Origin of the sequence: Thermococcus celericrescens (assembly GCF_001484195.1) — an archaeon.
Classification (GTDB): Archaea; Methanobacteriota_B; Thermococci; order Thermococcales; family Thermococcaceae; genus Thermococcus; species Thermococcus celericrescens.
The window spans coordinates 43347-67478 of sequence record NZ_LLYW01000035.1 but is presented as its reverse complement, the minus strand read 5'-3'; the positions used below and the strand labels follow the sequence as shown (position 1 = coordinate 67478).

The window sequence follows — 24132 nt, the reverse complement described above, 5'->3', positions numbered from 1 at the left end:
AGGACTGCCGGGCGGGGAACTCAGTCGCGGCCTTTCCCTATCCTGAATATGTCCACCCTCGTGATGATGCCGGTTATCCTGCCCTCCCTGTTCTGGACGAGAACAGCGGGGTGCTCCTCCAGGAGGTACTTGACGACCTCCAGGTCCTCGTCCTCGTTCACTATCGGAAACGGCTCCTCCATGACCTCCATGACCTTGTGGTCGTAGATGTCCTCGTACTCGAGGCTCTGCCTGACGAGGGTTCTCTCCGTGACGGAACCCACCACCTTGTTGCCCGCTATGACCGGGATCTGGGATATGTTGTGTTTGTTCATGAGCTTTATGACGTTCTCAACGCTGTCGTAGGGTTTGACTGAGAGAACCGGGGATGACATGACGTCCCTGGCGGTGAGCTGGGCCCTCTTGCACTCGAGCAGGGCCTGGAGGATTCGGTTGAAGGTCGAGAGTCGCGGGTCCACTTTGCCGGTCTCCAGCTTGGCGATGTAAGCCTGCGTAACCCCTGCCTTCTCGGCCAGCTCCTCCTGGGTTATTCCGAGCTCCTTGCGAATTCGCCTTATCTCCTGTGGTTCTATCGGTCGGGGAATTATCACCATAAATAACCACCGATTATGTCGGCTTCTCGGAAACTAACTCCAGCCCTCCCGGTTATAAGCCTTCCTCAGAAGTGCATCGAATTGTGGGCCGGGTACAGAGGCCCGCGTTCATTCGCTCGCGCGGGTGGATGCTCCCGGCCCTGTGGGCTCGGCGTGAGCACGCTCCGCTCACGGAACCCGATACCTCGCGGAGGCGGGTTGACCGAGCCCATGAGGAGACGATTGTCCCCTCACTGTCGGCGATTTGTTCTATGGCCGACCACCTTAAAAACCTGAGCCTCAGCCGGTGGAGATTAGTATGACACCCAGCACCGCCAGAATCAGTCCTTCGAGTATCTTCCTGTTGGGCGGCTCCTTGAGGATCAGTATCGCCAGGGTGGAGGCTATTATGGGATTTATGGCCGAAACGGGGGCCGATATCTGGGAGCCCACGAGATTTATCGAGTAAACGAAGAGATACTGGCCCAGGAGCAGGCCGGTGGCCGCGGCGCCGGTCAGGAGGAGCGTTTCCCGAAGGGTTATCCTCCTCAGCTCACCCGCGTACCTCGGCAGGAACAGCGACACGGCCAGGGCCGCGAACATCATTCTTATCCCCGCGAGCGTGAGCACGTCCACGTAACCGGTGAGCCAGTCCATGGTGAGTATCGCGAAGCTCCAGGAGATTGGGGCCAAGATAGCGAAGAGAAAGCCTCTGGGGTTTATCTTCTCTTCCTCCTCCGCCTTCCTCACGACCACTATCGCGGAAACCACCAGTGCGGCGCCCACTATTATCTGGGCGCTTACATCTCTCCCGAGAAAGAGGAATGCCCACAGTATGGCCCACAGCGGGTAGGTGGAGGTTATCGGGACGGTTCTTGAGACGCCCATCATCTTGAGAGCGTTGAGGTAGAAGTAGTCACCTATGACGAAGCCGAAGGCCCCGGAGACGAAGGCCACCGCGAGCAGCTTCGGCGACAGGCCGGCGACCTTCGAGAAGGTGCCGTTTATCAGGAAGATGACCGCGAACATCACCGAGACGGCGTAGAGGCGGAATATGTTGGCCGCCACCGGGCTCTTGTCCTGCATTCCTGCCTTTATCAGTACCGTCGATGCCGCCCACGAGAAGGCCGATGCCAGCGCCGCCAGAACTCCGAGGATTAGGGTGTCCATGTTGATGGGGTGGTACAGTTAGCTTAAAAGCTTAACGTTTAGATGCTCGACGAAATGCCGGCAAAGTTATTAAACCTCCCGCGGAATTGGAACGGATGATGACCTCGGCATATCTGACGTCAGGATGATGACGATCTTGAGTGCTGATTCGTTTAATGCAATAGAAAAAAGGAATCAGCGGATGACCACGTTCAATTTCCTCAGGTTGAGTGCAATCCCGTACTCCCTGGACACGTCCTTGATGACCCGCTGAATTGTTGTCGCTATGTCCTGCTTTATTTTCTCGTCGGAGACCCCAGAAAACGAGCCGAAGAGGCCCCCAACGTTTTCCCTGAGGAAGCTGGCCTCGATATCAACGTAGACCGTGGAACTTCTTATTTCATGATTGAGCTTGAGCCACTTGAACGTGACGCGCGGGACGAGCTTAAGCTCCGCGTGAATCCTGTTCTTGAGGGTCTCCACTGCGGGCTCTATGCGGCTCTTCAGCATCGTTTCCTCGCTTTCCTTCTTCTTTTCCTCTGTGAGGGCGGAGAGCTCGTCTATTCCCGCCTGCTTCAGGAGCTGTTCGACCTCCTTCTCAAGGAGCTCCTTCTTGGCGATTATCTCCGCGGCCTTGCCGCTGGTCTCGCCGGCCACGGGGGCAGCTGCAGAACCTGAAACGCTTGCCTTTGACACCGTCTCAACTTCTATGTTGTGGACGGTTATGTAACGCTTCAGACTCCTTCCAAGCTCCTTCGCGTGCCTATTCAGGATGTCTTTGACCATTCTCTGGACGGAGTCTCTAGCCATGCCAGTCTCAACCACAAGGGAGAGGTTTATCTCGAACTCCTTCCTTCCCCTGATGTCAAAGTGGGCCTTGTCTATCTTTATCCCCACGCTCTCTATCTCCGTCACGACGGTCCTTGCGTAGGCGCTGAAGTACGGCCACACATCTTCGAGAACGGACAGTGAGATTTTTCCGTCCTTTGTGACGTTGCCGGTCTTCTTCTTGTCCCTGTCCACTATCTCCTGGGGCTTGAGCTCCTGGCCGTCGATGATTATGCCAACATCCCTAATTATTGGCTTTGTCTCGGCCTCTCTGAGGAGAACGGGAGCGTACTTGCTGACGGCGTGGAGCATCCTCCTCTCTGCCACCTCTATGTCCCTTGAGTCGCCGGTGGAGTTTCCGTAGATGTGGACGTTGAGATAGACAACGCCCTCTCCCACGTTGGCGTCGAACTCTATTCTGTTTATCGTAAGGCCCTTTATCTTCTTGGCCTCCTTGAGGAGGTCCTCCGCGTAGACCTGGAATGCCTTCTCAGGTATGCTCCCACCGGTCAGGTTGACCACAACCTCGGGCTTCCCCGCAGGGGTCGAGGCGGGCTTGGGCTTTTCCACCTCCACCGCCAGGGGCTGCGGCTCGGGCGTGGCCTGGGAGGTCACCGCGGCTTCCGCCGTTGCTGCCATTGCTGCCCTCTTCTCAACGGGTTTCCCCTTCTTCGCGGGTTCTGCGGGAGGTCCCTCGCTGGGAGCTTTGAACAGCTCGTCCAGCGGGACTTTTGGGGTCTGAGCGTAAACATCGACGTTATCTGCCAAGGATAGTTTGAGCTCGAGTTCGTCAAGGGTATAAACGTCAACGACCATGGGTCTTCCAACGAGTGAGTTCAGCACTCTGATTGCTTCCTCTCCAGATAGATTCTGCTTCGTGTCAACCACGAGACACTCAGCTGCGAGCACCTTTGACCTGTCAATGAGGACGGTTATGTAGTATTTACCCTCGGTACCCCTGGCGAATATCTTCAGAAAAGCTCCGTTGCCCTGGGAAAGCGCCTTCTGAACGAGCGCTCCCAGTTCCCCCGCAGAGGTTGCTACCACGTTTTCCATGAGTGGCCCCTTGTCTGGCAGCTGCATATTCATCACCATTAGCTATATATATCCTTCAGCCAAAAAAAATCCCAAGAGGAATTCACCGTCCTAGTATATTGGCGCTTGTATTTAAACATTATTGTGCAAAAAGGTGGGGAACATGCGGGTGCTGGTACTAGGAGGCGGGGCAATCGGCCGCGCGATAGCAGAATCACTTAGGGGAGAGTTTGAGGTGGCGGTGATAGAGAAGGATGAAATCCGCGCCAAGGCCCTTGAGGAGAGCGGTTTCCATGTCATCAACGGGGACTTTTCATACACCGCCACCCTCCTGAAGGCCGGCGTTGACAAAGCCGAACTCGTCATAATCACCACCATGAACGTTGATGTACTCAGAAAAACCGTCTACGTGATAAGGACCAACAACAAAGACGTGCCTATCGTTACGGTTCTTCCCGACGATGTTGGCCTCGATGACCTCGTCTCCCAGATAAACGAGGAGTACGAGGCGGAGGTTAAGGTTGACTACGCCGTCTCGCCCAGGAACGCCTTGAAGGATGCCCTCATCAGAACGGTCGAGAGGATCGGCGAGCGGAAAAACGCTAACCTCCTCGTCAGGAAGCTCAAGGAGCTCAGGAATCAGACAGACTCCCTTCTGATAGTCATGCACGACAACCCCGACCCGGACGCAATAGCCAGTGCGACCGCCCTGAGCGTCATAGCCCAGACCCTCGGCTTCAAGACCCAGATAGTCTACGGCGGCGAGATAGCCCACCACGAGAACAGGGCTTTCGTGAACCTTCTCGGCATCGATCTCAGGAAGGTCTCCAGGGGTTCCTACGAGCTGAAGCGCTACCCCTTCATAGCCCTCGTGGACTGCCAGCCCAACGGCAACCTCACGACGCTTGATCAGTCCGATTACAAGAAGATAAAGATACTCATCGACCACCACCAGATACTCCAGCACCTTCAGGAGCTCATCCCGGAGGACGCTTTCCTCGACATACGGCCCGATGTTTACTCCTCCGCCGCGATCCTCGCCGAGTACCTCAGAATGCTCAACATCTCCCTGTCCCCCCTCATGGCCACTGCCCTCTTCTACGGCATTTACATCGACACCAAGAAGTTCTCCAAGCTGAGCCACATCGACCTCAAGGCCATCGAGTTCCTGGCGGGCAAGGTGGACTACGAGCTCCTTGACAAGATAGAGCACCCGGACATAAGCACCGAGACAGCCGAGATACTGGCGAAGGCAATAATGAACAGGCGCATCTACAAGAACGTTGTCGTCAGCAACGTGGGCTTCATCACCAACCGCGACGCCATAGCGGAGTCAGCCGACTTCCTCCTCCGCCTGGAGGGCATAACCACGGTCCTCGTCTTCGGCATAGTGGACGACAGAATAGAGATTTCCGCCAGGACCCGCGACGTCAGGGTGAACATCGGGGCGGTCCTCAGGGAGGCCTTCGGCGACATCGGCAGTGGTGGCGGCCACTCCCAGTCGGGCGGGGCGAGAATCCCGCTTGGAATCTTCAAGCTCGCCAAGGACAAGGGCTCGCTCCTCAGGCTGGCGGAGGAAGCCATAACGGAGAAGTTCCTCGATGCGCTAAAAGTTAAAGAAGGCTGATCACTCTTCTTTTGCCTTTACGAGTATTATATCACCTATCGCGGTAACCCTGTTGTAGGGCACGCCGACCTTTTCACCCGGCAGTCCAAGGGCTAGCACCTTTCCCTGGCCCCTGTCAACATCGATCAGAATCTCGTCGACGTAGCCGACGTAGTAGCCCTTGGTGTTGTATATCTGCTTCCCGTAGAGCTTTGAGAGGCGCATCACCATTTTAATCACCGGAATAGGTTGTCGGTGGACGTATTTAAACGTTACCTCCTCGGAATGCTCCTGGCCACCTCAAAGGCCCACCTCGCAAATACCGCGAAGAAGGCCAGCACTGCCCCCATGACCCCGACAACAAACAGGCTCGCAACGGCCCCCTCGGTGCCCTGGAGGGGTTCGTACCCTTTGAAGGCCAGCATTGCCACGGCGAAGCCGCCGAAGTAGCCGAGCGGGACGAGGAACATGTCCAGGTAGCTGGAGGGACCCACAATCATCATGGCCGCCATGACAACGGCTATGAATGCGTACGCCCCCGAGGGGCCGACGTCCCTTACCGTCCACAGACCCGCCAGCAGGGAAGTGGCTAGGAAACCCATGGGGAACGCGTAGGCGGAGGCCCTGACGTTAACGGGGTATCTGAGGCTCAGCAGGGCTCCCGCGAGCAGGCCGATGTATATCAGATACACGAACCCCTCGTTTCCGGCCCTGGGCGAGTACATGGCCACTGCTACCGCAAAGCCTATGAACGAACCCACCCCCGCCCAGGCAAGGAGCGACCTCCAATTTACATCCCGCGGGTTCATGATTTCACGACCTTTATCGTTATCTTTGAGCCGTCCTGAAGGTTCAGCTTCTCCCTGAGGTAGATAGGGGCCACTATTTCCGCTATCTTCGGTGGATGGACCGTCCGCGAGGGGATAACTATTGCACCCTCGGCGTCCCCTATCCTAACCCGGTATGCTTTGACGTCCCCGAAGGTCCTCCCATCCTTTACGAATCCCGGAAGGATGACCGGCCTGACGCCGCAGAGGGCATCGAATACAGTCCTTGGGAAGATAACGCGGATATTCAGCGTTCCAGGGTACGGCTTGAAGCCCAGGTACTCCTCGATCAGCTGGGAGTACTGCCTTACGTAATACGCCCCCTCCCCTATTCCTGAGATGACCTCGCCGATTATAACGCCGTTGTAAAGGACGCCCGATATGGCATCGCAGAGTTCCTCCAGAAAGGCCAGGCCGTTGGGGCTTATCTCGACGTAGGTTTTCTTCCCCTCGACGGACTTTTCTATGAATCCCTCCCCCTCCATGTCCTCGAGGAGCCTCAGAACGGACTGTGGGGAAACCCCGAGCTCATCGCCCAGATCCCTCAGTGTCACCTTGACCTTCTCTCCAATAGCTCCCCTTCTGGCCAGCAGGATGAGCAGTTTTATCCTCTTCATAGCGTTTCCCTCTTCGACAGTCTGTCAGCGAGCCTGAGCGGTTTGGGATAACCCCCCTCGAGCAGCGGCTCGACGATTCTCACCGCGGATTCCAAGTCGATTAAATGGCCGACGCTTACATAAGCTTTTCCCACCCGTCTGAACGAGCCCTCCGGCGCACCCCTCAGGGGCCCCTTGGCAACGCCTATGGTTGGCCGTCCGATCAGCAGACCGATGTGGGAGGCCAGTCCGTAGCCGCGCGGGTGCGCCCTTCCGTGTCCTTCGACGAGGAGAACATCGAATTCCTCACCACGGAGCACCATGAGAACCGGCCTGGTTTCTCTCAGGAAAAAATATGTGGGAATGTACGGGAACGTGACATCAACCACGGCCGTTTTTGATCCCAGAACCTTGCAGTCCGGAAAGGTGCAGAGAACTAGGGCCGCCCTCGCCATGTTTTTCCTATACGACACGTCCACGGCGGCGACAACCCGTACACTGCCGGAATCAACGGGTATCTCCACGACCCTTCCGGCGAGTTTTGCCTGGACCGCGGCGACCTGCTCAAGTTTTTTCTGTAATTCGACAATCACATAATCACCGAATTATGTTTTTATGTAATTGTTTCATTGGTTTGTTCCGTCTTTTCGTTTTTCCAGCGCCCCGGCCGCAAGGTCGAGCTTTGTCTCCAGACTCCTGCTCAGCTTTGCCCTCATGAGGTCTTCGAGGGTCCTTTCAAGGATGTTCCGTGCCTGGTCCTGCTTTCCCCTTACGTTCACGAGCCCCTTTGGATACTCCAGCGTCATCAGCTCCTCGTAGGTCTTCTCCATGGTGCGGTAGGTTCTCTCCGCCTCTTCGAGGTTACCGTCGAGGAGGAGCAGCAGGAAGTGTCTCCTGAGCTCACCGATGAAGTCACCGATACCGAGGGCGTAGTCGGCGTGGGGCACGCCCAGCCTTCCGGGCGAGGGATAGTCCTCCCCGGTCATGTACGCGAAGAACAGGCTGGCCTCAACGAACTCCTGGTGGGCGCTCTGGACGTAGCCGGTGTGGTAAAGGTCGGGATGGTCCTTCAGCTTCCTCCTCAGCTCCTCAACCTTCTCGCGGACGAGTCTCAGCCGTTTCTCCGCCTCCTCAACCTCCCCCCTGTGCAGGGCCTTTATCGTATCCCCGCTCATCCGGACTATCTCCCTCGTTAGCCTCAGCGCCTCCTCCCTGAGCGAATCCTTCTCATCGAGAACCTCCCTAATCTCGGCTATTATTTCCTTCAGCTCCATGATCTCACCGGAAGAAGTTCGACAAAGAGGTTAAAAATGTGGGCTCGACCCATCTCCATCCCTCATCGGCGGCCGGACGGCGTCCTCCGGTGGCCCGGAGGGCGAGCCCTGTCCGCCCGGTATCGTCGCACCCGCTCATCGCTGGCACCGCACCGGCTCCCGGGACCGGGCCGCCGGGCGTCGTCGGATGCTCATGCGAATGATTTTCAGGGGAAATTTTAAGGGTTTCGGAATAAATAACTGACAGGAATATTCGACTCCCGAATTCATGCCGAAAAGTATATAAACGGATGCACAGACCCGACCATACAAACCCTGAGAGGTGACGCTCATGGCTGAGAAGGTCAGGAACATAGTTGTTGAGGAGCTTATGAGGACCCCCGTTGAGATGCAGAGGGTCGAGCTCGTTGAGAGGAAGGGTATAGGACACCCGGACAGCATTGCCGACGGCATAGCCGAGGCGGTCAGCAGGGCGCTCAGCAGGGAGTACGTGAAGAGGTACGGCATCATCCTCCACCACAACACGGACCAGGTGGAGGTCGTTGGTGGAAAGGCCTACCCGCGCTTCGGCGGCGGTGAGGTCATCAAGCCGATATACATCCTTCTCTCAGGAAGGGCCGTTGAGATCGTTGACCGCGAGCTCTTCCCGGTTCACGAGGTTGCCATTAAAGCCGCCCGCGAGTACCTCAGGAAGGCCGTCAGGCACCTCGACCTTGAGAACCACGTCATCATCGACTCCCGCATCGGCCAGGGAAGCGTTGACCTCGTCGGTGTCTTCAACAAGGCCAAGGAAACCCCGATCCCGCTCGCCAACGATACCAGCTTCGGCGTTGGCTACGCCCCGCTCAGCGAGACCGAGAGGATAGTTTACGAGACCGAGAGGCTCCTCAACAGCGACGAGTTTAAGAGGAAGTACCCGGCGGTTGGTGAGGACATCAAGGTCATGGGCCTCAGGAAGGGCGACGAGATAGACATAACCATCGCCGCCGCCATAGTGGACAGCGAGGTTGCCAACCCGGACGAGTACATGGCTGTCAAGGAGGCCATCTACGAGGCCGCCCTCAGCGTCGCCGAAGAGCACACCGAGAGGAAGGTCAACATCTACGTTAACACCGCCGACGACCCGGAGAAGGGCATCTACTACATCACCGTCACCGGAACCAGCGCCGAGGCTGGCGATGACGGAAGCGTCGGCAGGGGCAACCGCGTTAACGGCCTCATCACCCCGAACAGGCATATGAGCATGGAGGCCGCGGCCGGAAAGAACCCGGTCAGCCACGTCGGAAAGATTTACAACCTCCTCTCAATGCTCATCGCCAACGACATAGCCGAGCAGGTTGAGGGTGTCGAGGAGGTCTACGTCAGGATACTCAGCCAGATAGGCAAGCCCATCGACGAGCCGCTCGTGGCGAGCGTCCAGATAATCCCGAAGAAGGGCTACCACCTCGAGACCATCCAGAAGCCGGCCTACGAGATAGCGGATGCATGGCTCGCCGACATAACCAAGATACAGAAGATGATACTCGAGGACAAGCTCAACGTCTTCTGATCCCCTTTCTCTTTCCAGGTTTTTCTAAGCCCGAGATTCGGTTGGGAGTTTAAAAGTTTTGGAAGAAGCCTCAGACGGCAGGGTAGCCGTTCTGCTTGAGGACCCTTATGAGCTTTGCCTCTTCGAGCGCTATAGAGACCTTCTCTTTCTTGACTTTCGCGAGCTCAGAAGCGGTGGCCTTCTTCTGGCGGGCCATCCTCACGAGGCGGGCCTCCTCAAGGGCGAGGAGCTCCTTCCTCTTCTTAACAACCTCAAGCCTCTTCTGAAGTAGGGTGGATTTCAACTTCTCCATAGATATCACCTAAACTCTTAGGTGCTCTCGGTCTTTATAAGGTTTTCGATAAATGCTACATGTACATTCGGCAATCGACGGAAGACAAGGATATAAGCCCCGGCGCGTATCTCGCACCCGGTGAAGAGTGGATGATAATAGCGGTAACCGGAACGCCGGGGGTCGGAAAGACCACTGTATCGAGGCTCCTCAGCGAGAAGCTTGGCTACGAATACGTGGGCGTTAAAGAATTCGCCAGAGAAAAGGGTATCGGTGAGATGGTGGGCGAGGAGCTGGAGATAGATGTTGATGAGCTGGCCGAAGCCATGTCGCGGGAGTTTCACGGGAGGGATGTTGTGATAGACGGCCACCTCAGCCACTTTGTACCGGCGGACGTCGTAATAGTCCTCCGCGCCAATCCCAAGCTTGTTGCTGAGAGACTGATGGAACGGGGCTACTCAAAGGAGAAGCTCGCCGAGAACGTTGAGGCGGAGCTGGTGGACGTCATCCTGGTCGAGGCCCTTGAGGAAAATGAGAACGTTCTGGAGATTGACACGACGGGAAAGACTCCCGGCGAGGTTGTGGAGGAGATATCCGAACTCCTTGAAAGGGGAATTAAAAGGCGGTTTGGAATCGTTGACTGGAGCGGCGTGTATGACGAGGTGCTACCATACCTGCGGCTGGGGAGTGGTCGGATGTGAGCGCTTTCCCCACGGAGAAACGGGGGCGTACCAGTGAGGAGGTGGTAACGTGAGGATCGTGGCCGTCACGGACATCCACGGAAACAGGAGCAAGGTTGGAAAGCTCGTAGAGGTCCTTCGCGGGATGGACTTTGACATCCTGGCGGTGGCGGGAGATTTAACCCACTTTGGAGGTGCTGAAAGGGCCCGCGAGGTCCTAAACCCCCTGCTGGAGCTGAAGAGGCCTGTGGTTGCGGTTCACGGCAACTGCGATGGACCGGACGTTCCTCCTTTTCTGGAGGGTGTGGGGGTATGGGCCCACGACAGGCACGTTGAAATTGGGGGAGTTGGAATCGTCGGCATCGGCGGCTCAAACATAACACCGTTCCGCACGTTCTGGGAGCTCACGGAGGACGAAATTGAGGGGATTCTGGAGCGGAACTACCGCGACGGGGACGTGATACTCTCCCACGTGCCCCCAAAAGATACGAATGCAGACCGCGTTCATTCGGGCCTCCACGTGGGAAGTCCCGCGCTGAGGGAGTTTATAGAGAGGAGAGAACCCCCGCTCGTTCTCACCGGCCACATCCACGAGGCGAGGAGCGTCGATAGAATCGGCGGAACAGTGATCGTGAATCCCGGTCCCCTCTTCAGGGGATACTACGCCGTTGTGGACTATGATGCGGAAAAGAAGAGGGTGGATGGTGTGGAGCTGGAGAGGCTTTAGGCCTCAGACCAGTCCCTTCTCCTTCAGAACTTTTTCCATCCTGTCCATGGCCTCTTCAAGCTGCTCGTAGGCCGTCGCGTAGCTTATCCTGATGTAGCCCTCGCCGGCGTTTCCGAATGCGCTTCCCGGGACGACCGCGACCCTTGCCTCCTTGAGCATCAGCTCGCTGAACTCATTGCTGCTCAGACCGGTGTCCCTAATGCGCGGGAAGATGTAGAAGGCACCCTTGGGCTTGACCGTTGGAAGTCCTATCTCGTTCAGGCGCTTCCAGACGAGGTTCCTCCTGCGGTCGTACTCCTGCCTCATCTCCTCGACGGCTTCCCAGCTGCGCGGGTCGTGGATGGCCTTGGCGGCGGCGTACTGGACGAACGTAACGGGGCAGGTGGCGTTGTACATCTGAAAGCGCGCCATCTTCTCGATTACCCAGGAGGGGGCCGCGACAAAGCCGAGGCGCCAGCCGGTCATGGCGAAGGTCTTGGAGAATCCGTTTATTGTTATCGTGCGCTCGAACATGCCGTCGAGGGAGGCTATGCTGTGGTTCTTGACGCCGTCGTAGACGAAGTGCTCGTAAACCTCGTCGCTGAAGACGATGAGGTCGTGCTCAACGGCGAAGTCGGCTATCTCCTCGAGGTCCTTCTTGGTGAGAACTGCTCCAGTCGGGTTGTTGGGGCTGTTGATGATGAGCGCGCGGGTCTTCTCGCTCACATGCTTCTCAAGGTCGTCCACGCTCAGCCTGAATTCGTTCTCCTCGTAGGTCGGCACCTCGACGGGCCTTCCGCCCGCCAGGATGACGGCCGGGGCATAGCTAACGAACATCGGGCTCGGAATGAGGACTTCCTCGCCCTCTTTGAGAAACGCGGCGAGACCCAGAATAAAAGCCTGGTTGGCGCCCACGAGGATCATTATCTCGCTCCTCGGGTCAGCCTCGATGCCGTTCTGCTCCCTGAGCTTCTCGGATATGGCCTCGCGGAGCATCATGATTCCCGCGTTCGGGCTGTAGTGCGTCATTCCCTTGTCAAGGGCCTCCTTGGCATACTCTTTTATATGCTCTGGAGTATCAAAGTCCGGCTCACCTATTCCAAGTGATATCAGACCTTCAACACCCTGGGCGAGGTCGAAGAGCTTCCTGATCTCAGAAGGGTTGACGAGTTCCAACCTGTCGCTCAGCGCCATGAGCATCACCGCTCTTCCTTAGAGGCAATGTTTATAACTTTACCTCAACGAAAAGATGTTCATCGAAGTGCAGATAAAACCTACAAAGGACCTTATAGGCCATGGGAGTACAGAAGTTGGGAGCCGCTTTTTTTCTCCCGAAAGCCTCTCCATCCAGGCGGAGTCTCCTTCGGGGAACACCTCAAACTGAAAGATGGGCTGAGAGGGGGAACCCTAACCCCTCCAAACCGCAAACCCTTCAACCACCAGGACATCCAGTCCAGCCGTTCGGAACGTTCTCAGGGCGTCTTCGGGTGAGCAGACTATCGGTTCCCCGTGCATGTTGAAGCTCGTGTTCAGCACCGCGCCCAGGCCTGTCTTCCGCTCGAAGGCTTTGATTACGTCGTAATAAGCGGGATTGGTTTCCTTCCTCACGGCCTGGGGCCTAGTCGTCCCGTCCACGTGAACAACGGCGGGAGCGGCTTCTCTGAACTCCTCACTCGCCGTGTAGCTCATCGTCATAAACTCGTTTGGCCTTCCATTGAGGTTTTCGAGGTATTCCTCTGCGTTCTCCCAGAGCATTGAGGGTGCGAAGGGCTGGAAGACGTCGCGCTTCAGGGCAACGTTGAGCCTCTCCTTGACCTCCTCGTTCCTCGGGTCCGCCAAAATTGAGCGGTTACCCAGGGCCCTCGGTCCGAACTCCATCGCTCCCTGGAAGAATCCGGCCAGCTTGCCCTCAACGAGGGCGTCCGCGACGAGGCCCGGGACGTCATCCACCTCCTCAAACTCAACGCCCTCCATCTTCAGGAACTCTTCAACTTCTTCCCTTCCGTAGGATGGGCCAAGATAAACGTGCTCCAGTCTAGAGGGCCTCCACTTTCCGTCGAGCCTCTCGAACTGGGCTTTCACAAAAACCGCGGCGCCGAAGGCCAGACCGCCGTCGTCCATCGCCGGAAAGACCCACAGGTTATCGTCCCCGACAATGTGCCTCAACACCGCATTGGCCTTGACGTTTTGGGCAACTCCACCTGCGTAGGCAACGGGAAGTCCCTGCCCCCTGAGTCCGAGGCCGAGCTCCTCAATCAGCCTTTCCAGGTGTGCCTGGGCGCTGGCGGCTATCTCTATGGCCTTTTTCTGAAGCTTACCCTCAAGCTTTCCGCGCTTCATCTGAAGGGCGATCTCCCTGGCGTGTCTGAGGGGGTAATCAAAGAGCTCTGCGAGCTTCCTCGTCGCTTCGACCCCGATTACTCCGAGATGGTTGTCGAAGCTCAGCCCGTTGAGCTCTATTATTGAGCTCAGGTCGTAAGCTGGTTTCCCGTATGCCGCCAGGCTCATGACCTTGCCCTCGTGCCGCATGGGCTTGAATCCTAAAAGCTCGGTAACGGAGGCGTAGAAATCCCCGAGGGAGTCAATGTAGGTGCTCTGTGCGATCCGGATCATTTCCCCCTCTCTCGCCACGTATATCGAAGAGCTTAGCCCGTCTCCCGCGGCGTCTATGCTCAGCGCTATCGCCTCACGCCAGCCTGCGGTGTGGTATGCACCCGCGGAGTGGGCCAGGTGATGCTCGACGAAGATGACTTTCTTCTTGAAGTCTGCTCCGAATATTCCCCTGAGGTTCTCCTCCAGCTCAAGCAGGCGTTTTTGCTTCCTGAATATGCCAGCGACCGCTATGGCCTCAACATCCTCCGGCGATGCCCCAGCCATTTCGAGGACTTTCGCCACGCTCATCCTTGGAAAGCCGCGGTACTTCTTGATCCTGTTCAGTCTCTCCTCGTTTACCGCGAATATCCTTCCGCCGTCTACCAGCACCGCACCAGCGTCGTGACCGTCGTGGATTCCAAGTATCATGGTGGTTCGTTCGATGCTCGTTTTTTAAACGTTGGGGGAGGGAAGAATTTAAAAATGCCGCTCGATGAATACATTTGACGGAGGTGGAACCATGAAGAGAGTTGCTGCAATCTTTGCCATTTTGGTGGTTATGATGGTCCCCTTTGCGGGGGCTGCAACCGCGGCGAAGTCCCAGGATTCGAGGGGCAGTATAATAACGCAGACGAAGCTGTGGTACTACCTCTACATCGGAGGGGAGTCCAAGTTCCACAGGCTCTACAATGAGAGCGTCAGCGCCGGCATCGACAACACCACCCTTCAGACCGTAATGCAGCTCTACGAGAACGCCAGTGCCGAATACAAGGTTGCCCTGTCCTACGGCAACCCTCTCGAATCCAAGAACATGGCCTGGCTCCCGTTCATCGTTCACATGAGAAAGGCATACATTACCCTCAAGGATGCCATTTCGCTCCTTGAAGATGCCCTCAAGGGGCTCGAGGCCCAGAATGCCTGATCTTTTCTCTTTTCATTACATTTTTCTCTCGGAAGCCTTGCCTTTCACGGCAGGGAGAAGGTCAGCATTATCATAGAATCAAGATGAAAAAAGAGAGTCAAGTTCAGTAGGTTCTCGCGAACCTCGCTATGAACTTGGCCTCCCTGCCGCAGACGGGACACTTCTTGCCTTCGGGAGCTTTGGCCTTCTCCTCGGGGTAGGGCGTTCCAAGCATCTTGGCGTCGAGGGCTTCCTCCATCTCGAGACCGCAGCTCTCCTCGCCGCACCAGGGGATCTCAACAATGCCACGTCTGTCTTCGAAGACGGCCTTGGCCTCCTCTATGGTCTCGACGCGCTTTATGTGGCTTTCGAGGAACTCCTCGGCACGTTTGTGAAGGTTCTCGTGGATCGCGTCCAGGGTCTTCCTGACCTCCTCAACGATCCCCTCGCGCTCCACCACGAGCTTCTCAAGGGTATCGCGCCTCGCAAGGACTGCCTTCCTGCCGGCAACGTCCCTCGGGCCAACCTCTATGCGGAGGGGAACCCCCTTGAGCTCCCAGTCGTAGAACTTCCTGCCGGGCCTTATGTCGCGCTCGTCAATGTGAACCCTTATTCCCGCTGCCCTCAGCCCCTCCGCTATCTCACGGGCGTAGGCGAAGACGTCGGCCTCGGCATCCTTCTTGGGAATCGGCACGATTACGACCTGTATCGGGGCTATAGTGGGGGGCAGAACCATTCCCCTGTCGTCGCCGTGTATGGCTATGACCGCTGCCAAAAGGCGCTCGCTCATTCCGAACGTCGTCTGGTGAGCGTACTTGTGGTCGCCGGTTTCGGTCTCGTACTGGATGTTGTATGCCTTCGCGAAGTTCTGGCGGTAATTGTGCATGGTTCCAATCTGCAGCGTCCTGCCGTCGGGCATCATGACCTCGGCGCCGAGGGAGTAGTAAGCGCCGGGGAACTTGTCCCAGTCGGGTCTCTTGGAGATTATGTACGGTATCGCAAGGAACCTCGCGAGGTTGTCAAATATCTCGAGGTCCTCCTTTATCTGTCTCTCGGCGTCCTCATAGCTGTCGTGGGCCGTGTGGGCCTCAAAGAACCTGCTTATCTCACGGACGCGGATGAGGGGCCTTGTGTGCTTGGTCTCGTAGCGGTACGTGTTGACTATCTGGTAAACCTTGAAGGGCAGGTCGGCGTGTGAGCGCACCCAGAGGGAAAACATCGAGTACATAGCGGTCTCGCTCGTCGGTCTGAGGATCAGCCTGATATCGAGCGGGTCGTGGCCCGCGTGGGTGACCCAGAAGACCTCGCCCTCGAAGCCCGCTATGTGATCAGCCTCCTTCTGGAACTCGGTTTCAGGGATGAGCGCCGGGAACAGAACCTCATCGTGGCCCGTTCTCTCCATCTCGGAATGGACGAAGCGTTCGATGTTTCTCATTATCTTGAGGCCGTAGGGGAGCCAGATGTTCATTCCCTTGACAGGATAACGCTTGTCCTGGATTCCAGCGGTCTCGATAAGTTCGTTGTACCACTCGCTGAAATTCTCGCTCCATTTCTTCCGCTCAACCTTACTCATCTGCACCACCTAGAGGGAGAAACCGAAAAAGTTTTTAAGTTTTCCCGGTGGCGGCTCGGCTTTTTGACAAATCCCATGCAAAAACCTTATTAGGGTCGTTTCGATAAGCATCTTAAGGTGATACCATGAGGCCTAGGGTGGCCGTTCTCTTTAAGATGAAGAGCAAGCCCGTTGAGGAGCTCAGGAAATACGCGGACGTCGAATTTATCCTGTATCCAAGCGTCGATGAACTCAAAGAAAGGATAGGCGAGTTTGATGGCGTCATAATCTCCCCGCTGAACAGGTTTCCGCGCGAAGTCATCGAGAGTGCCGAGCGGTTAAAGGTCATCAGCTGTCATTCCGCCGGCTACGACCACGTTGACGTTAAAGCTGCAACCGAAAGGGGAATATACGTCACCAAGGTTTCCGGTGTCCTGAGCGAGGCCGTTGCGGAGTTCGCCGTTGGCCTGATCATAGCACTCCTCAGGAAGATAGCCTACTCCGACAAGTTCATCCGTGCCGGGAAGTGGGACTCCCACAGAACCGTCTGGAGCGAATTCAGGGACATAGAAACGGTCTATGGGAAAAAAGTTGGAATTCTCGGCATGGGTGCCATTGGAAAGGCCATAGCGAGGAGAATGAAGGTCATGGGGACGGAGATACTCTACTGGTCCCGCTCGCGGAAGCCCGAGGTGGAGGAAGAGGTTGAAGCCATTTACATGCCCCTTGAGGACGTCCTGAGGGAGAGCGATATCGTGATTTTGGCCCTGCCATCCACACCGGAGACATACCACATCATAAACGAGGAGAGGCTGGGGCTCCTCGAAGGCAAATACCTCGTCAATATTGGCCGCGGAACGCTCGTTGATGAGAAGGCCCTCGTGAAGGCCATCGAGGAAGGAAAGCTGAAGGGCTATGCAACGGACGTTTTCGAGAACGAACCCATTCAGGAGCACGAACTCTTTGAACACGAGTGGGAAACCGTTCTAACTCCTCACCACGCTGGCCTTTCGAGGGAGGCCATGGAGGACATGGGCTTCCAGGCCGTTAGGAATCTCCTCGCGGTTCTCCGCGGGGAAGTCCCTGAGACGCTCGTGAACCGTGAAGTGGTTGAGATACGTTCCCCAGAGGGGGTTAAGATGCTTTGAGGTGGTTGTGATGCTTGTTGAGGAACTGAAGGAAATAACCCGGATCCCCGGTATTTCGGGCTATGAGGAAAGGATACGGGAAAAGATAGAGGAGTGGCTTGAGCCCTACGCCGACTACACGGTTGACACGATTGGAAACCTCGTCGTCGAGCTCGGCGAGGGCGAGCTTAAGGGCATCTTCATGGCCCACATGGACGAGATAGGCCTTCTGATAACAGGCGTAAGGCCGGACGGAAGGCTCACCTTCAGGAAAATCGGCGGAATAGATGACAGGCTCCTCTACGGGAGACACCTTGATGTTATAACTGAGAACGGGAAGCTCGACGGGGTCATCGGAGCGCTTCCGGTGCACCTAAACCTCGAAAGGAAGTTCGACACGGTTCCATGGAGCAGGCTGGTCATAGACATCGGTGCTGAGAGCAGGGAGGAGGCGGAAGCGCTTGGGGTCAAGGTGCTTGACTATGCAGTCTTCAAGAAGCACTTCGCGGTTCTCAACAACCGCTACGTCTCGACCCGTTCGCTGGACGACCGGTTTGGAGTTGTCGCCCTCGTAGAGGCGATAAAGGATCTGGTTGACCACGACTTGGATGGGAAGTGGATTTTCGCCTTCACCGTGCAGGAGGAGATAGGCCTCAAGGGCGCCCGCTTTTTGGCGGAGCACTACCCCCCGAAGTACGCCTTCGCCGTCGATTCCTTTGCCTGCTGCGGCGACCTGACCGGTGACGTCCGCCTCGGCGGGGGAGCGGTGATAAGGGCCGTTGATAACTCCGCGATTTACACGAGGAAGCTCGCCAGAAAGGTTGCCGAGATAGCGTCGAGGAATGACATCCCTCTCCAGATAGGCGTCACCGGCGGCGGAACGGACGCGTCAGTCTTCCAGGGCAAGAGTGAGGTTCTCGCTTTGAGCGTTCCGATGAGGTACCTCCACAGCGAGGTCGAGACCCTCCATCTGGCTGATCTGGAGGCACTGATAAAGCTTATAGAGGCGATAGCCTTCGAACTGTGAGTGTTCAATCAATGACGGAGGTGATTCCTTGCTCAAATACGTCGGCTACTTCGCGGTCGGAGTATTCATCGGCATCCTTGCGGCGCTCTTTGGTCTTGGAGGTGGATTCCTGATAGTCCCGACGCTCAACTTCCTCGGCGTCGAGATACACCACGCCGTCGGAACGTCGAGCGCCGCTGTGGTCTTTACATCCCTCAGCTCGGCGATAGCGTACTCAAGGCAGAAGAGGATACACTACAAGGTCAGCCTCCTGCTGGCATCGACGGCCGTAATCGGTGCCTACATCGGTGCGTGGCTGACTTCCTTTATAAGTGCCGCCCAGCTGAAGGTCATCTTCGGTCTCGCCCTTGTAATAGTCGCTGTCAGGATATACAGGAAGAAGACGGCCGAGCCGAGTGAGGTCAAACTTGAGGAAGTGGAGGTCAACTACAGGCTGGTGCCGATTGGAGGTTTCTTCGCGGGAATCGCCAGCGGTCTCCTCGGCGTCGGCGGGGGAATAATCAACGTGCCCTTCCTGACGTACCTCGGCCTCCCCATACACTACGCGGTGGCGACTTCAAGCTTTGCGATAGTTTTCACCGCAACGGCCGGGGCGCTCAAGCACTACGCCATGGGCAACGTGGAGACCCAGTGGCTGGTTCTCCTCGTCCCGGGCCTTATAATCGGCGCCCAGCTCGGTGCGAGAATAGCGAAGAGGACGAGGGCGAGCAGTCTTAAGAGGGCCTTCGCGGTCGTCATGGCCCTCTTGGCTCTGAGGATGATCCTGAAGGGTCTTGGCCTTCCGGTTCCGTGAGCTTTTCTCTCCTTCTTTCCTTCAGATAAGCCGCTTCAAGGAGGAGCGTCGCAGCTATCATGGCCAGCCACGCGATCACCAGCGGCCGGTCGTAGGGATAGTAGAGCTCTCCCGTCGGGATGTATGCTGACTTCCTTCCCGCCGTGAGGGGCGGGGGTTTGCCTAACCCCTCGCTAATGGCGGAGAGGTTTGAGGGGCTTCACTAAAGCCTACCTCAAAGTGGGCCTTCAGCCCCTCCGGGACGGTCTTCCCCCAATTACCCCTCCTCTGAGCGTAAAGCCCACCCAGACTCGGGTTTATGGTTTTGACAATCTTTTTCAAAATATTAAACGCCCCAACAAGTCTGAATTGAAGATAAGCCCCATCATGGGACACTTAAACAAACCCCGGACAAAACGAGCCCCCTCGTGGGGCCTCCCGCAAACGGGGCAACGCTTAGACGTGAAAACCTCGTCCACAACCAAAACCTGAATATCATACTCCCCAGCAACTTCCTTCAAGCGTTTGATAACGTAATTAAACCGCCAGACGTGGGAGAGGAGAAAATTCTGCTTTTTACCCTTGCTGGAGTTCCTACTAATGCCCTTCGGATAGCCAACAACAATCCTCGAAACACCGAGACGATAGAGCTTTTCAACTGTTTGCCTCACCCTCGTGTTAATGTAGTGCCTCGCCTGGAGTTTAGCCTTCAAGTGCATTCCTGAGAGTTTCCTGCTCTTCTTTGCCCCGCTTTTGTTGATTTTGGATTGATACTCTGCAATCCTCTTCCGCCAGTAAAAATCAATGCTCTTGAGCGGTCTCCCGTTCACTAAGAAGCTTTCCCCGTTCTCAACGTAAACGGCTATCAAATTGTTTACTCCAAGGTCAATTCCCGCTGAAAGGTTGCCTAAGGGTTGTCTTGGAAGCTTGACCCACTCACCATTGATTAGCTTCTCCTCCACCGTGTAGCTCACGTGAGCATACCATTTCCGCTTAACGGTGTCGTAAGTTATTTCTAATCGCCCTTGCTTGCCCTTTAAGTGTATTCTCCCCTTGAATTGAATTTCGAGGCGTTTGAACTTTCCGAGGCCTTTGAGGATTAGTTTGTTTCCTTCAATTTTGTATTGGTCGTTTCTGAGGACTATTAAGCCTTCTCCCTTGATGTAGTTTGGTGGTTTTGGCTTGAACCACTCTGGTAATTCTCCGTTCCGTTTGTTCCTTAGGAGGGAGAAGAAGCTTCTCCAGCTTTCGGCGTTCTTCCTGCAGATTTGTTGAACCGTTGCCGAGCCTATTTCGGATTTGAATGTTTCTCTTGGGTTTTTGAGGGCTGGAGTTTTACCGTTATTGACCGCTTCATTCTAAGGTATGGTATTGTTCTTAGGCTTTAAAATAGTTTTGCTTTCCTGCCTTCAGGCTGGTCTCCCAATCACTGCATCCCCACCCTAAAGGACAAGGCCTTCAGAAGAAAAAAGTAACCGGTTCGAGAATCGTCCACCAGAATCTGGAATTGCTCCCCCTGACCATCAGTTAAAAACACGTTGGGTGTACTCAGCTTCGGGTGTGAATGTGGTGCCGGGGCGGGGCTTTGAACCCCGGACCTCTCGGTTTCTCAGGCTCCCCCGAAGGGGAGCGGCCCTATGAGCCGAGCGCTCTGACCAGGCTAAGCTACCCCGGCACAACCCGAGCGCTCGACCTATACCTCCAGGGGGGCATTTTTAAATCTTTCGGCGATGGTCCTAATAATACCCGTACCCATACATCCTCGCCATCAGGTGCCTCTTAATCCGTTTGCCGTAGTAGTAGCCCACGGCCATCCCGACGACGAGACCGCCGAGGTGGGCGTAGACGTTGACGCTCGGCAGGAGGCTGTTTATCAGGAAGAGCACGAAGGCGTTTATTAACGCCCCCTGCATGTTGCCCCCGACGACACCCATGATGACTATCAGCGTTCCGACTATGCCGAAGAGCGCCCCGCTCGCCCCCGCACTGACCGAGTTAGGGGGCAACAGGAGAAGCGTCAGCAGGTTCCCGGCAAGGCCCGAGACGAGGTAAACCATGACGAGCCTCTTCGGCCCGAGTATGCCCTCTAGCTGCCTGCCCATCATCAGGAGGAAGTACATGTTGAAGCCTATGTGGAGTATGCCGACGTGCACGAACATCGCGGTGATGAGCTGCCACCACCAGCCGTAGTTGAGGACGGCGTAGTTCCACTGGCCGAGGAGTTGCAGAACGCGGATGTTTATGCTGAGCGGGTTTCCGCTGAGGATAGACTCGACCACGTAAACAGCCACGTTTATCAGGAATAGCGTGAACGTCGCCTTTCCGTAGCGGTAGAAATACCTTTCAACGCCCATTTTCCAGCTCCTCCATTATCATATCGAGCAGGTAGCGGTCGTTCACGGCTATTATGTTCGTCTGCTCGGTCGCGCTCAGGTGTATCTCCAGCTCCCTTCCCGTCCCGTCGGTCACGATAGCCCCCGCCTCCTTCGCTATCAGCACGCCGGCGGCTATATCCGTCGGGCGGACGTAGTTCCGGATATCCATAACGCCATCGAGGGCCCCCTTTGCCAGGTAGGTAAGCTCAACGGCTATCGCCCCGAGGACGCGAACGCGTTTGACCCTCTTTATCAGTCCGGTACACCTTCCGCGCGTGTAGAAGCTCAGGGCCTCTTTCCCACGCTCCGGCTTCCTGACCGTTATCCGCCTGCCGTTCATGAACGCACCCCTTCCCGGCACCGCTTCGTAGAAGTGCTTCGGCACGAATTCGTAGATGGCGCCGTAAACGGGTTCCTTCCCCCTGAAGACCGCAAAGCTGAAGGCGAATATCGGTATTCCGGCGGCGAAGTTGTAGGAACCGTCTATGGGATCAACCACAACCGTATAGTCGCTCCCGTTGTCTATGAAGCCTATCTCCTCGCTCACCAGGTTGACGCCCAGGGGCTCGAGACGGCCGATGACCACGTCCTCTGCGACCTTGTCAACGTATTTCGTCACGTCCCCGCTCACGTTCGTCCCCACGGTCTTCCCTGCCTCGGGGGTTCCGAAGAGGGGCATCACAACCTTCTCAACCTCTCGGGCCATCTCAAGGGCCACTTCGTTCCACGCTATCTCCATCTCAACCACCCATCAGCATTATCAGCAGGTTCCTCGTTCCCGGCCCGAAGCCGAGGATGAACACCGTCAGCTTCACGAAGTTTATCAGATCGGGATCCTCATCGGCCATCCACCTGTCGAGTATCCAGACCACTGGAAGGAGGATGAGGAACTTTTCGAGGTACATGATCGCCGCCGTTCCGAAGGTGTCTATGAGCCACCTCGCGAGAACGTGCTGCTCCCAGTAGCCAAAGAACTGAATTCCAATGAACGTGGTGGTCGCGTCGTAGAAGTGGGTGTAGAAAAGGACGCTGTTGTCGGCGATAACGGGGACCTTCTTCGCGAGCATCCATACCGCCCCCTCCGCTATAACCAGGGCGGGAATGAAGTACTTGAAAACCTCCCAGTTAAAGCTGACCTTGTCGAGGTTTATGACGAGCAGGAAGAGCAGTCCCCCCACCAGCACCCAGCCAAAGTCCTGGTAGAGCGGGTAGAGCTTCTCACCCGGGCAATGCCTCCAGACGATGTACAGGGAGGCTATCGCAAAGGCCGCTATGACGAAGTAGCCGCCGGGGCTCACGGTGAGGTACGTTCTGGGGAGGACTCCGACGTCCGTCATGCTCCTCATCAGCGGGCCGAGTACTATGTACGGGACGAGGGCCTTGAAGAAGCGGCCATCAACCCTGATTTCCATTCGCTTGAGCATCTTGTACAGCAGCAGGACCGCTATGCCCAGGATTATAGCGTAGACAACCGTATTCACGGGGTTGTAACCCTGGTTCTCCTGTATGGGCCTGATGAAGTACTCGTAAAAGAACTCGTAGAGCCCCATTTGACCACCATAGACGGTTGTTCCGATAGCCTTAAAGCTTTTCCCACCTTAGGGTTAGGGGTGGTGAGAAAAGTGCACCTGATGCAGCTCCCGCGAGAGGTTTTGCTCGGCGAGAATCTCAAGGGAGAGGTCGTGAACGTCGCGAAGAGGATCGGCCTGGGAAGAAAAGCGCTCGTACTCTACGGGAAACACACAAAAAAGATAGCGGGCAGGGAGGTCGAGGAGAACCTCTCAGGGGAGTACGAGGTAGATGGCCTCACCGTTAAGGGTGCGACGATGGAGGAGGTGAACCGGACCCTCGATGAAATCAGGGGCGGTGAATTTGACTGGCTCATAGCAGTCGGCGGCGGAAGTATAATCGACGTCGCCAAGCTCGCCTCTTTCAAAGCGGGAGTTCCCTTCATCAGCTTTCCAACCACCGCCTCGCACGACGGTATAGCGAGCGCCAACGCTTCGATAAAGGACATCGGAGCAAAGACTTCGGTCAAGGCAGTGCCTCCCATAGCCGTCGTGGCGGACGTCGAGGTCATAAAAACCGCCCCCTACCGCTACCTCGCGGCAGGCGTGGGCGACATGATAAGCAACCTGACGGCGGTGAAGGACTGGCAGCTGGCCCACCGCATTAAGGGTGAGTACTACAGCGAATACGCGGCCTCGCTGAGCCTGATGAGCGCCAAGATGGTGATAAAGAACGCGGACATAATAAGGCTGGGCAACGAGGAGAGCGTGAGAAAGGTGGTGAAAGGCCTCATCTCGTGCGGCGTGGCCATGAGCATAGCGGGCTCTTCGAGGCCGGCCAGTGGTGCAGAGCACCTCTTCAGCCATGCGCTCGATGCCATAGCGCCGAAACCGGCCCTGCACGGCGAGCAGGTCGGGGTGGGCACGATAATAATGGCCTACCTCCACGGCATGAAGTGGGAACGTGTTAGGGAAACCTTAAAGAGGATGGGGGCGCCAACTAACGCATACGAGCTTGGGATCGACCCGGAGTACATAATCGAGGCCCTCACGATTGCCCACACGATACGGCCCGAGAGATACACGATCCTCGGAAAGGACGGTCTAACGCGGGAGGCAGCGGAGAAGGCCGCTAAAATCACCGGAGTTATCTGAAGATCACCGCTTCACAAAACGGAGGTGTTT

25 protein-coding genes, 1 tRNA gene and 1 pseudogene are annotated in these 24132 nt (G+C 56.4%); 10 read left to right on the top strand and 17 right to left on the bottom strand.

The window, feature by feature from the left end:
- Positions 1 to 20: 20 nt before the first annotated feature.
- From APY94_RS10035 to APY94_RS10025, 3 genes are all read right to left on the bottom strand, one after another.
- Positions 21 to 593, bottom strand: coding sequence for a CBS domain-containing protein (locus APY94_RS10035; protein ID WP_058939496.1), 573 nt, complete (start codon positions 591 to 593; stop codon positions 21 to 23).
- Positions 594 to 872: 279 nt separating this feature from the next.
- Positions 873 to 1742 carry a DMT family transporter gene (locus tag APY94_RS10030; RefSeq protein WP_058939495.1) on the bottom strand — a complete coding sequence of 290 codons (870 nt, stop codon included), beginning with the start codon at positions 1740 to 1742 and terminating at the stop codon, positions 873 to 875.
- Positions 1743 to 1916: 174 nt separating this feature from the next.
- Complete coding sequence (locus APY94_RS10025) at positions 1917 to 3632, bottom strand: DUF2226 domain-containing protein (protein ID WP_058939494.1); 1716 nt, start codon at positions 3630 to 3632, stop codon at positions 1917 to 1919.
- 115 nt (positions 3633 to 3747) lie between these two features.
- Here APY94_RS10025 and APY94_RS10020 point away from each other — a divergent pair, with 115 nt between their 5' ends.
- Positions 3748 to 5211 carry a DHH family phosphoesterase gene (locus tag APY94_RS10020; RefSeq protein WP_058939493.1) on the top strand — a complete coding sequence of 488 codons (1464 nt, stop codon included), beginning with the start codon at positions 3748 to 3750 and terminating at the stop codon, positions 5209 to 5211.
- Here the strand turns inward: APY94_RS10020 and APY94_RS10015 are convergent, their stop codons facing one another.
- From APY94_RS10015 to APY94_RS09995, 5 genes are read right to left on the bottom strand one after another with little or no spacing between them, the layout of a single operon-like run.
- On the bottom strand, positions 5212 to 5421 hold the full coding sequence (locus APY94_RS10015) for a PRC-barrel domain-containing protein (protein WP_058939492.1): 210 nt from the start codon (positions 5419 to 5421) through the stop codon (positions 5212 to 5214).
- Between the two features lie 41 nt (positions 5422 to 5462).
- Positions 5463 to 5999 (bottom strand): hypothetical protein, encoded by a 537-nt coding sequence (locus APY94_RS10010; protein ID WP_058939491.1) that lies wholly within the window; start codon positions 5997 to 5999, stop codon positions 5463 to 5465.
- Positions 5996 to 6634, bottom strand: a complete 639-nt coding sequence (locus APY94_RS10005) for a DUF120 domain-containing protein (protein WP_058939490.1) — start codon at positions 6632 to 6634, stop codon at positions 5996 to 5998. The genes APY94_RS10010 and APY94_RS10005 overlap by 4 nt, the downstream gene beginning before the upstream one ends.
- The gene (locus tag APY94_RS10000) at positions 6631 to 7206 is read right to left on the bottom strand and encodes an endonuclease V (protein ID WP_157065524.1); all 576 of its coding nucleotides are present in this window, start codon (positions 7204 to 7206) and stop codon (positions 6631 to 6633) included. Before APY94_RS10000 ends, APY94_RS10005 begins: the two co-directional genes overlap by 4 nt.
- Positions 7207 to 7239: 33 nt before the next feature.
- A complete protein-coding gene (locus APY94_RS09995) occupies positions 7240 to 7887 on the bottom strand; it encodes a translin family protein (RefSeq protein WP_058939489.1) in 648 nt (215 codons plus the stop codon).
- A gap of 331 nt (positions 7888 to 8218) precedes the next feature.
- Between APY94_RS09995 and APY94_RS09990 the strand changes: the two genes are divergently transcribed.
- Positions 8219 to 9436: a methionine adenosyltransferase gene (locus tag APY94_RS09990; protein WP_058939488.1), complete on the top strand. Its 1218-nt coding sequence runs from the start codon at positions 8219 to 8221 to the stop codon at positions 9434 to 9436.
- A gap of 70 nt (positions 9437 to 9506) precedes the next feature.
- Here APY94_RS09990 and APY94_RS09985 read toward each other — a convergent pair whose 3' ends face one another.
- Positions 9507 to 9728: a hypothetical protein gene (locus APY94_RS09985; protein WP_058939487.1), complete on the bottom strand. Its 222-nt coding sequence runs from the start codon at positions 9726 to 9728 to the stop codon at positions 9507 to 9509.
- A 131-nt stretch (positions 9729 to 9859) separates the two neighbouring features.
- Here APY94_RS09985 and APY94_RS09980 point away from each other — a divergent pair, with 131 nt between their 5' ends.
- The gene (locus APY94_RS09980) at positions 9860 to 10408 is read left to right on the top strand and encodes an adenylate kinase family protein (protein ID WP_058939486.1); all 549 of its coding nucleotides are present in this window, start codon (positions 9860 to 9862) and stop codon (positions 10406 to 10408) included.
- A 49-nt stretch (positions 10409 to 10457) separates the two neighbouring features.
- Entirely contained in the window at positions 10458 to 11114 is a 657-nt protein-coding gene (locus tag APY94_RS09975) for a metallophosphoesterase (RefSeq protein ID WP_058939485.1), read from the top strand.
- A gap of 3 nt (positions 11115 to 11117) precedes the next feature.
- Here the strand turns inward: APY94_RS09975 and APY94_RS09970 are convergent, their stop codons facing one another.
- Positions 11118 to 12287, bottom strand: a complete 1170-nt coding sequence (locus tag APY94_RS09970) for a pyridoxal phosphate-dependent aminotransferase (protein ID WP_058939484.1) — start codon at positions 12285 to 12287, stop codon at positions 11118 to 11120.
- Between the two features lie 55 nt (positions 12288 to 12342).
- Here APY94_RS09970 and APY94_RS13895 point away from each other — a divergent pair, with 55 nt between their 5' ends.
- Positions 12343 to 12477 carry a hypothetical protein gene (locus tag APY94_RS13895; RefSeq protein WP_281176035.1) on the top strand — a complete coding sequence of 45 codons (135 nt, stop codon included), beginning with the start codon at positions 12343 to 12345 and terminating at the stop codon, positions 12475 to 12477.
- 23 nt (positions 12478 to 12500) lie between these two features.
- Here the strand turns inward: APY94_RS13895 and APY94_RS09965 are convergent, their stop codons facing one another.
- Positions 12501 to 14114 (bottom strand): carbamoyltransferase family protein, encoded by a 1614-nt coding sequence (locus APY94_RS09965; protein ID WP_058939483.1) that lies wholly within the window; start codon positions 14112 to 14114, stop codon positions 12501 to 12503.
- A gap of 91 nt (positions 14115 to 14205) precedes the next feature.
- Here APY94_RS09965 and APY94_RS09960 point away from each other — a divergent pair, with 91 nt between their 5' ends.
- Positions 14206 to 14607: a hypothetical protein gene (locus tag APY94_RS09960; RefSeq protein WP_058939482.1), complete on the top strand. Its 402-nt coding sequence runs from the start codon at positions 14206 to 14208 to the stop codon at positions 14605 to 14607.
- A 103-nt stretch (positions 14608 to 14710) separates the two neighbouring features.
- On the opposite strand, the gene proS is transcribed toward APY94_RS09960, so the two are convergent.
- Positions 14711 to 16159 carry a proline--tRNA ligase gene (proS, locus tag APY94_RS09955; protein ID WP_058939481.1) on the bottom strand — a complete coding sequence of 483 codons (1449 nt, stop codon included), beginning with the start codon at positions 16157 to 16159 and terminating at the stop codon, positions 14711 to 14713.
- 125 nt (positions 16160 to 16284) lie between these two features.
- Between proS and APY94_RS09950 the strand changes: the two genes are divergently transcribed.
- From APY94_RS09950 to APY94_RS09940, 3 genes are read left to right on the top strand one after another with little or no spacing between them, the layout of a single operon-like run.
- Positions 16285 to 17286 (top strand): 2-hydroxyacid dehydrogenase, encoded by a 1002-nt coding sequence (locus APY94_RS09950; RefSeq protein WP_058939480.1) that lies wholly within the window; start codon positions 16285 to 16287, stop codon positions 17284 to 17286.
- A 10-nt stretch (positions 17287 to 17296) separates the two neighbouring features.
- Positions 17297 to 18292 (top strand): M42 family metallopeptidase, encoded by a 996-nt coding sequence (locus tag APY94_RS09945; protein WP_058939479.1) that lies wholly within the window; start codon positions 17297 to 17299, stop codon positions 18290 to 18292.
- A gap of 28 nt (positions 18293 to 18320) precedes the next feature.
- A complete protein-coding gene (locus APY94_RS09940) occupies positions 18321 to 19085 on the top strand; it encodes a sulfite exporter TauE/SafE family protein (protein WP_058939478.1) in 765 nt (254 codons plus the stop codon).
- A gap of 162 nt (positions 19086 to 19247) precedes the next feature.
- Here APY94_RS09940 and APY94_RS09935 read toward each other — a convergent pair.
- The 5 genes and pseudogenes from APY94_RS09935 to APY94_RS09915 all read right to left on the bottom strand — a co-directional run.
- Positions 19248 to 20374 (bottom strand): annotated as a pseudogene (locus APY94_RS09935) (RNA-guided endonuclease InsQ/TnpB family protein); the annotation flags it as partial.
- 257 nt (positions 20375 to 20631) lie between these two features.
- Positions 20632 to 20739, bottom strand: a tRNA-Met gene (locus APY94_RS09930).
- Positions 20740 to 20800: 61 nt separating this feature from the next.
- Complete coding sequence (locus tag APY94_RS09925; protein ID WP_058939477.1) at positions 20801 to 21418, bottom strand: rhomboid family intramembrane serine protease; 618 nt, start codon at positions 21416 to 21418, stop codon at positions 20801 to 20803.
- Positions 21408 to 22178, bottom strand: coding sequence for a bifunctional fructose-bisphosphatase/inositol-phosphate phosphatase (locus APY94_RS09920; protein ID WP_058939476.1), 771 nt, complete (start codon positions 22176 to 22178; stop codon positions 21408 to 21410). The genes APY94_RS09925 and APY94_RS09920 overlap by 11 nt, the downstream gene beginning before the upstream one ends.
- A gap of 1 nt (position 22179) precedes the next feature.
- Complete coding sequence (locus APY94_RS09915; RefSeq protein ID WP_058939475.1) at positions 22180 to 22989, bottom strand: DUF63 family protein; 810 nt, start codon at positions 22987 to 22989, stop codon at positions 22180 to 22182.
- A 72-nt stretch (positions 22990 to 23061) separates the two neighbouring features.
- Here APY94_RS09915 and APY94_RS09910 point away from each other — a divergent pair, with 72 nt between their 5' ends.
- A complete protein-coding gene (locus tag APY94_RS09910) occupies positions 23062 to 24102 on the top strand; it encodes an NAD(P)-dependent glycerol-1-phosphate dehydrogenase (RefSeq protein ID WP_058939474.1) in 1041 nt (346 codons plus the stop codon).
- Positions 24103 to 24132 lie beyond the last annotated feature (30 nt).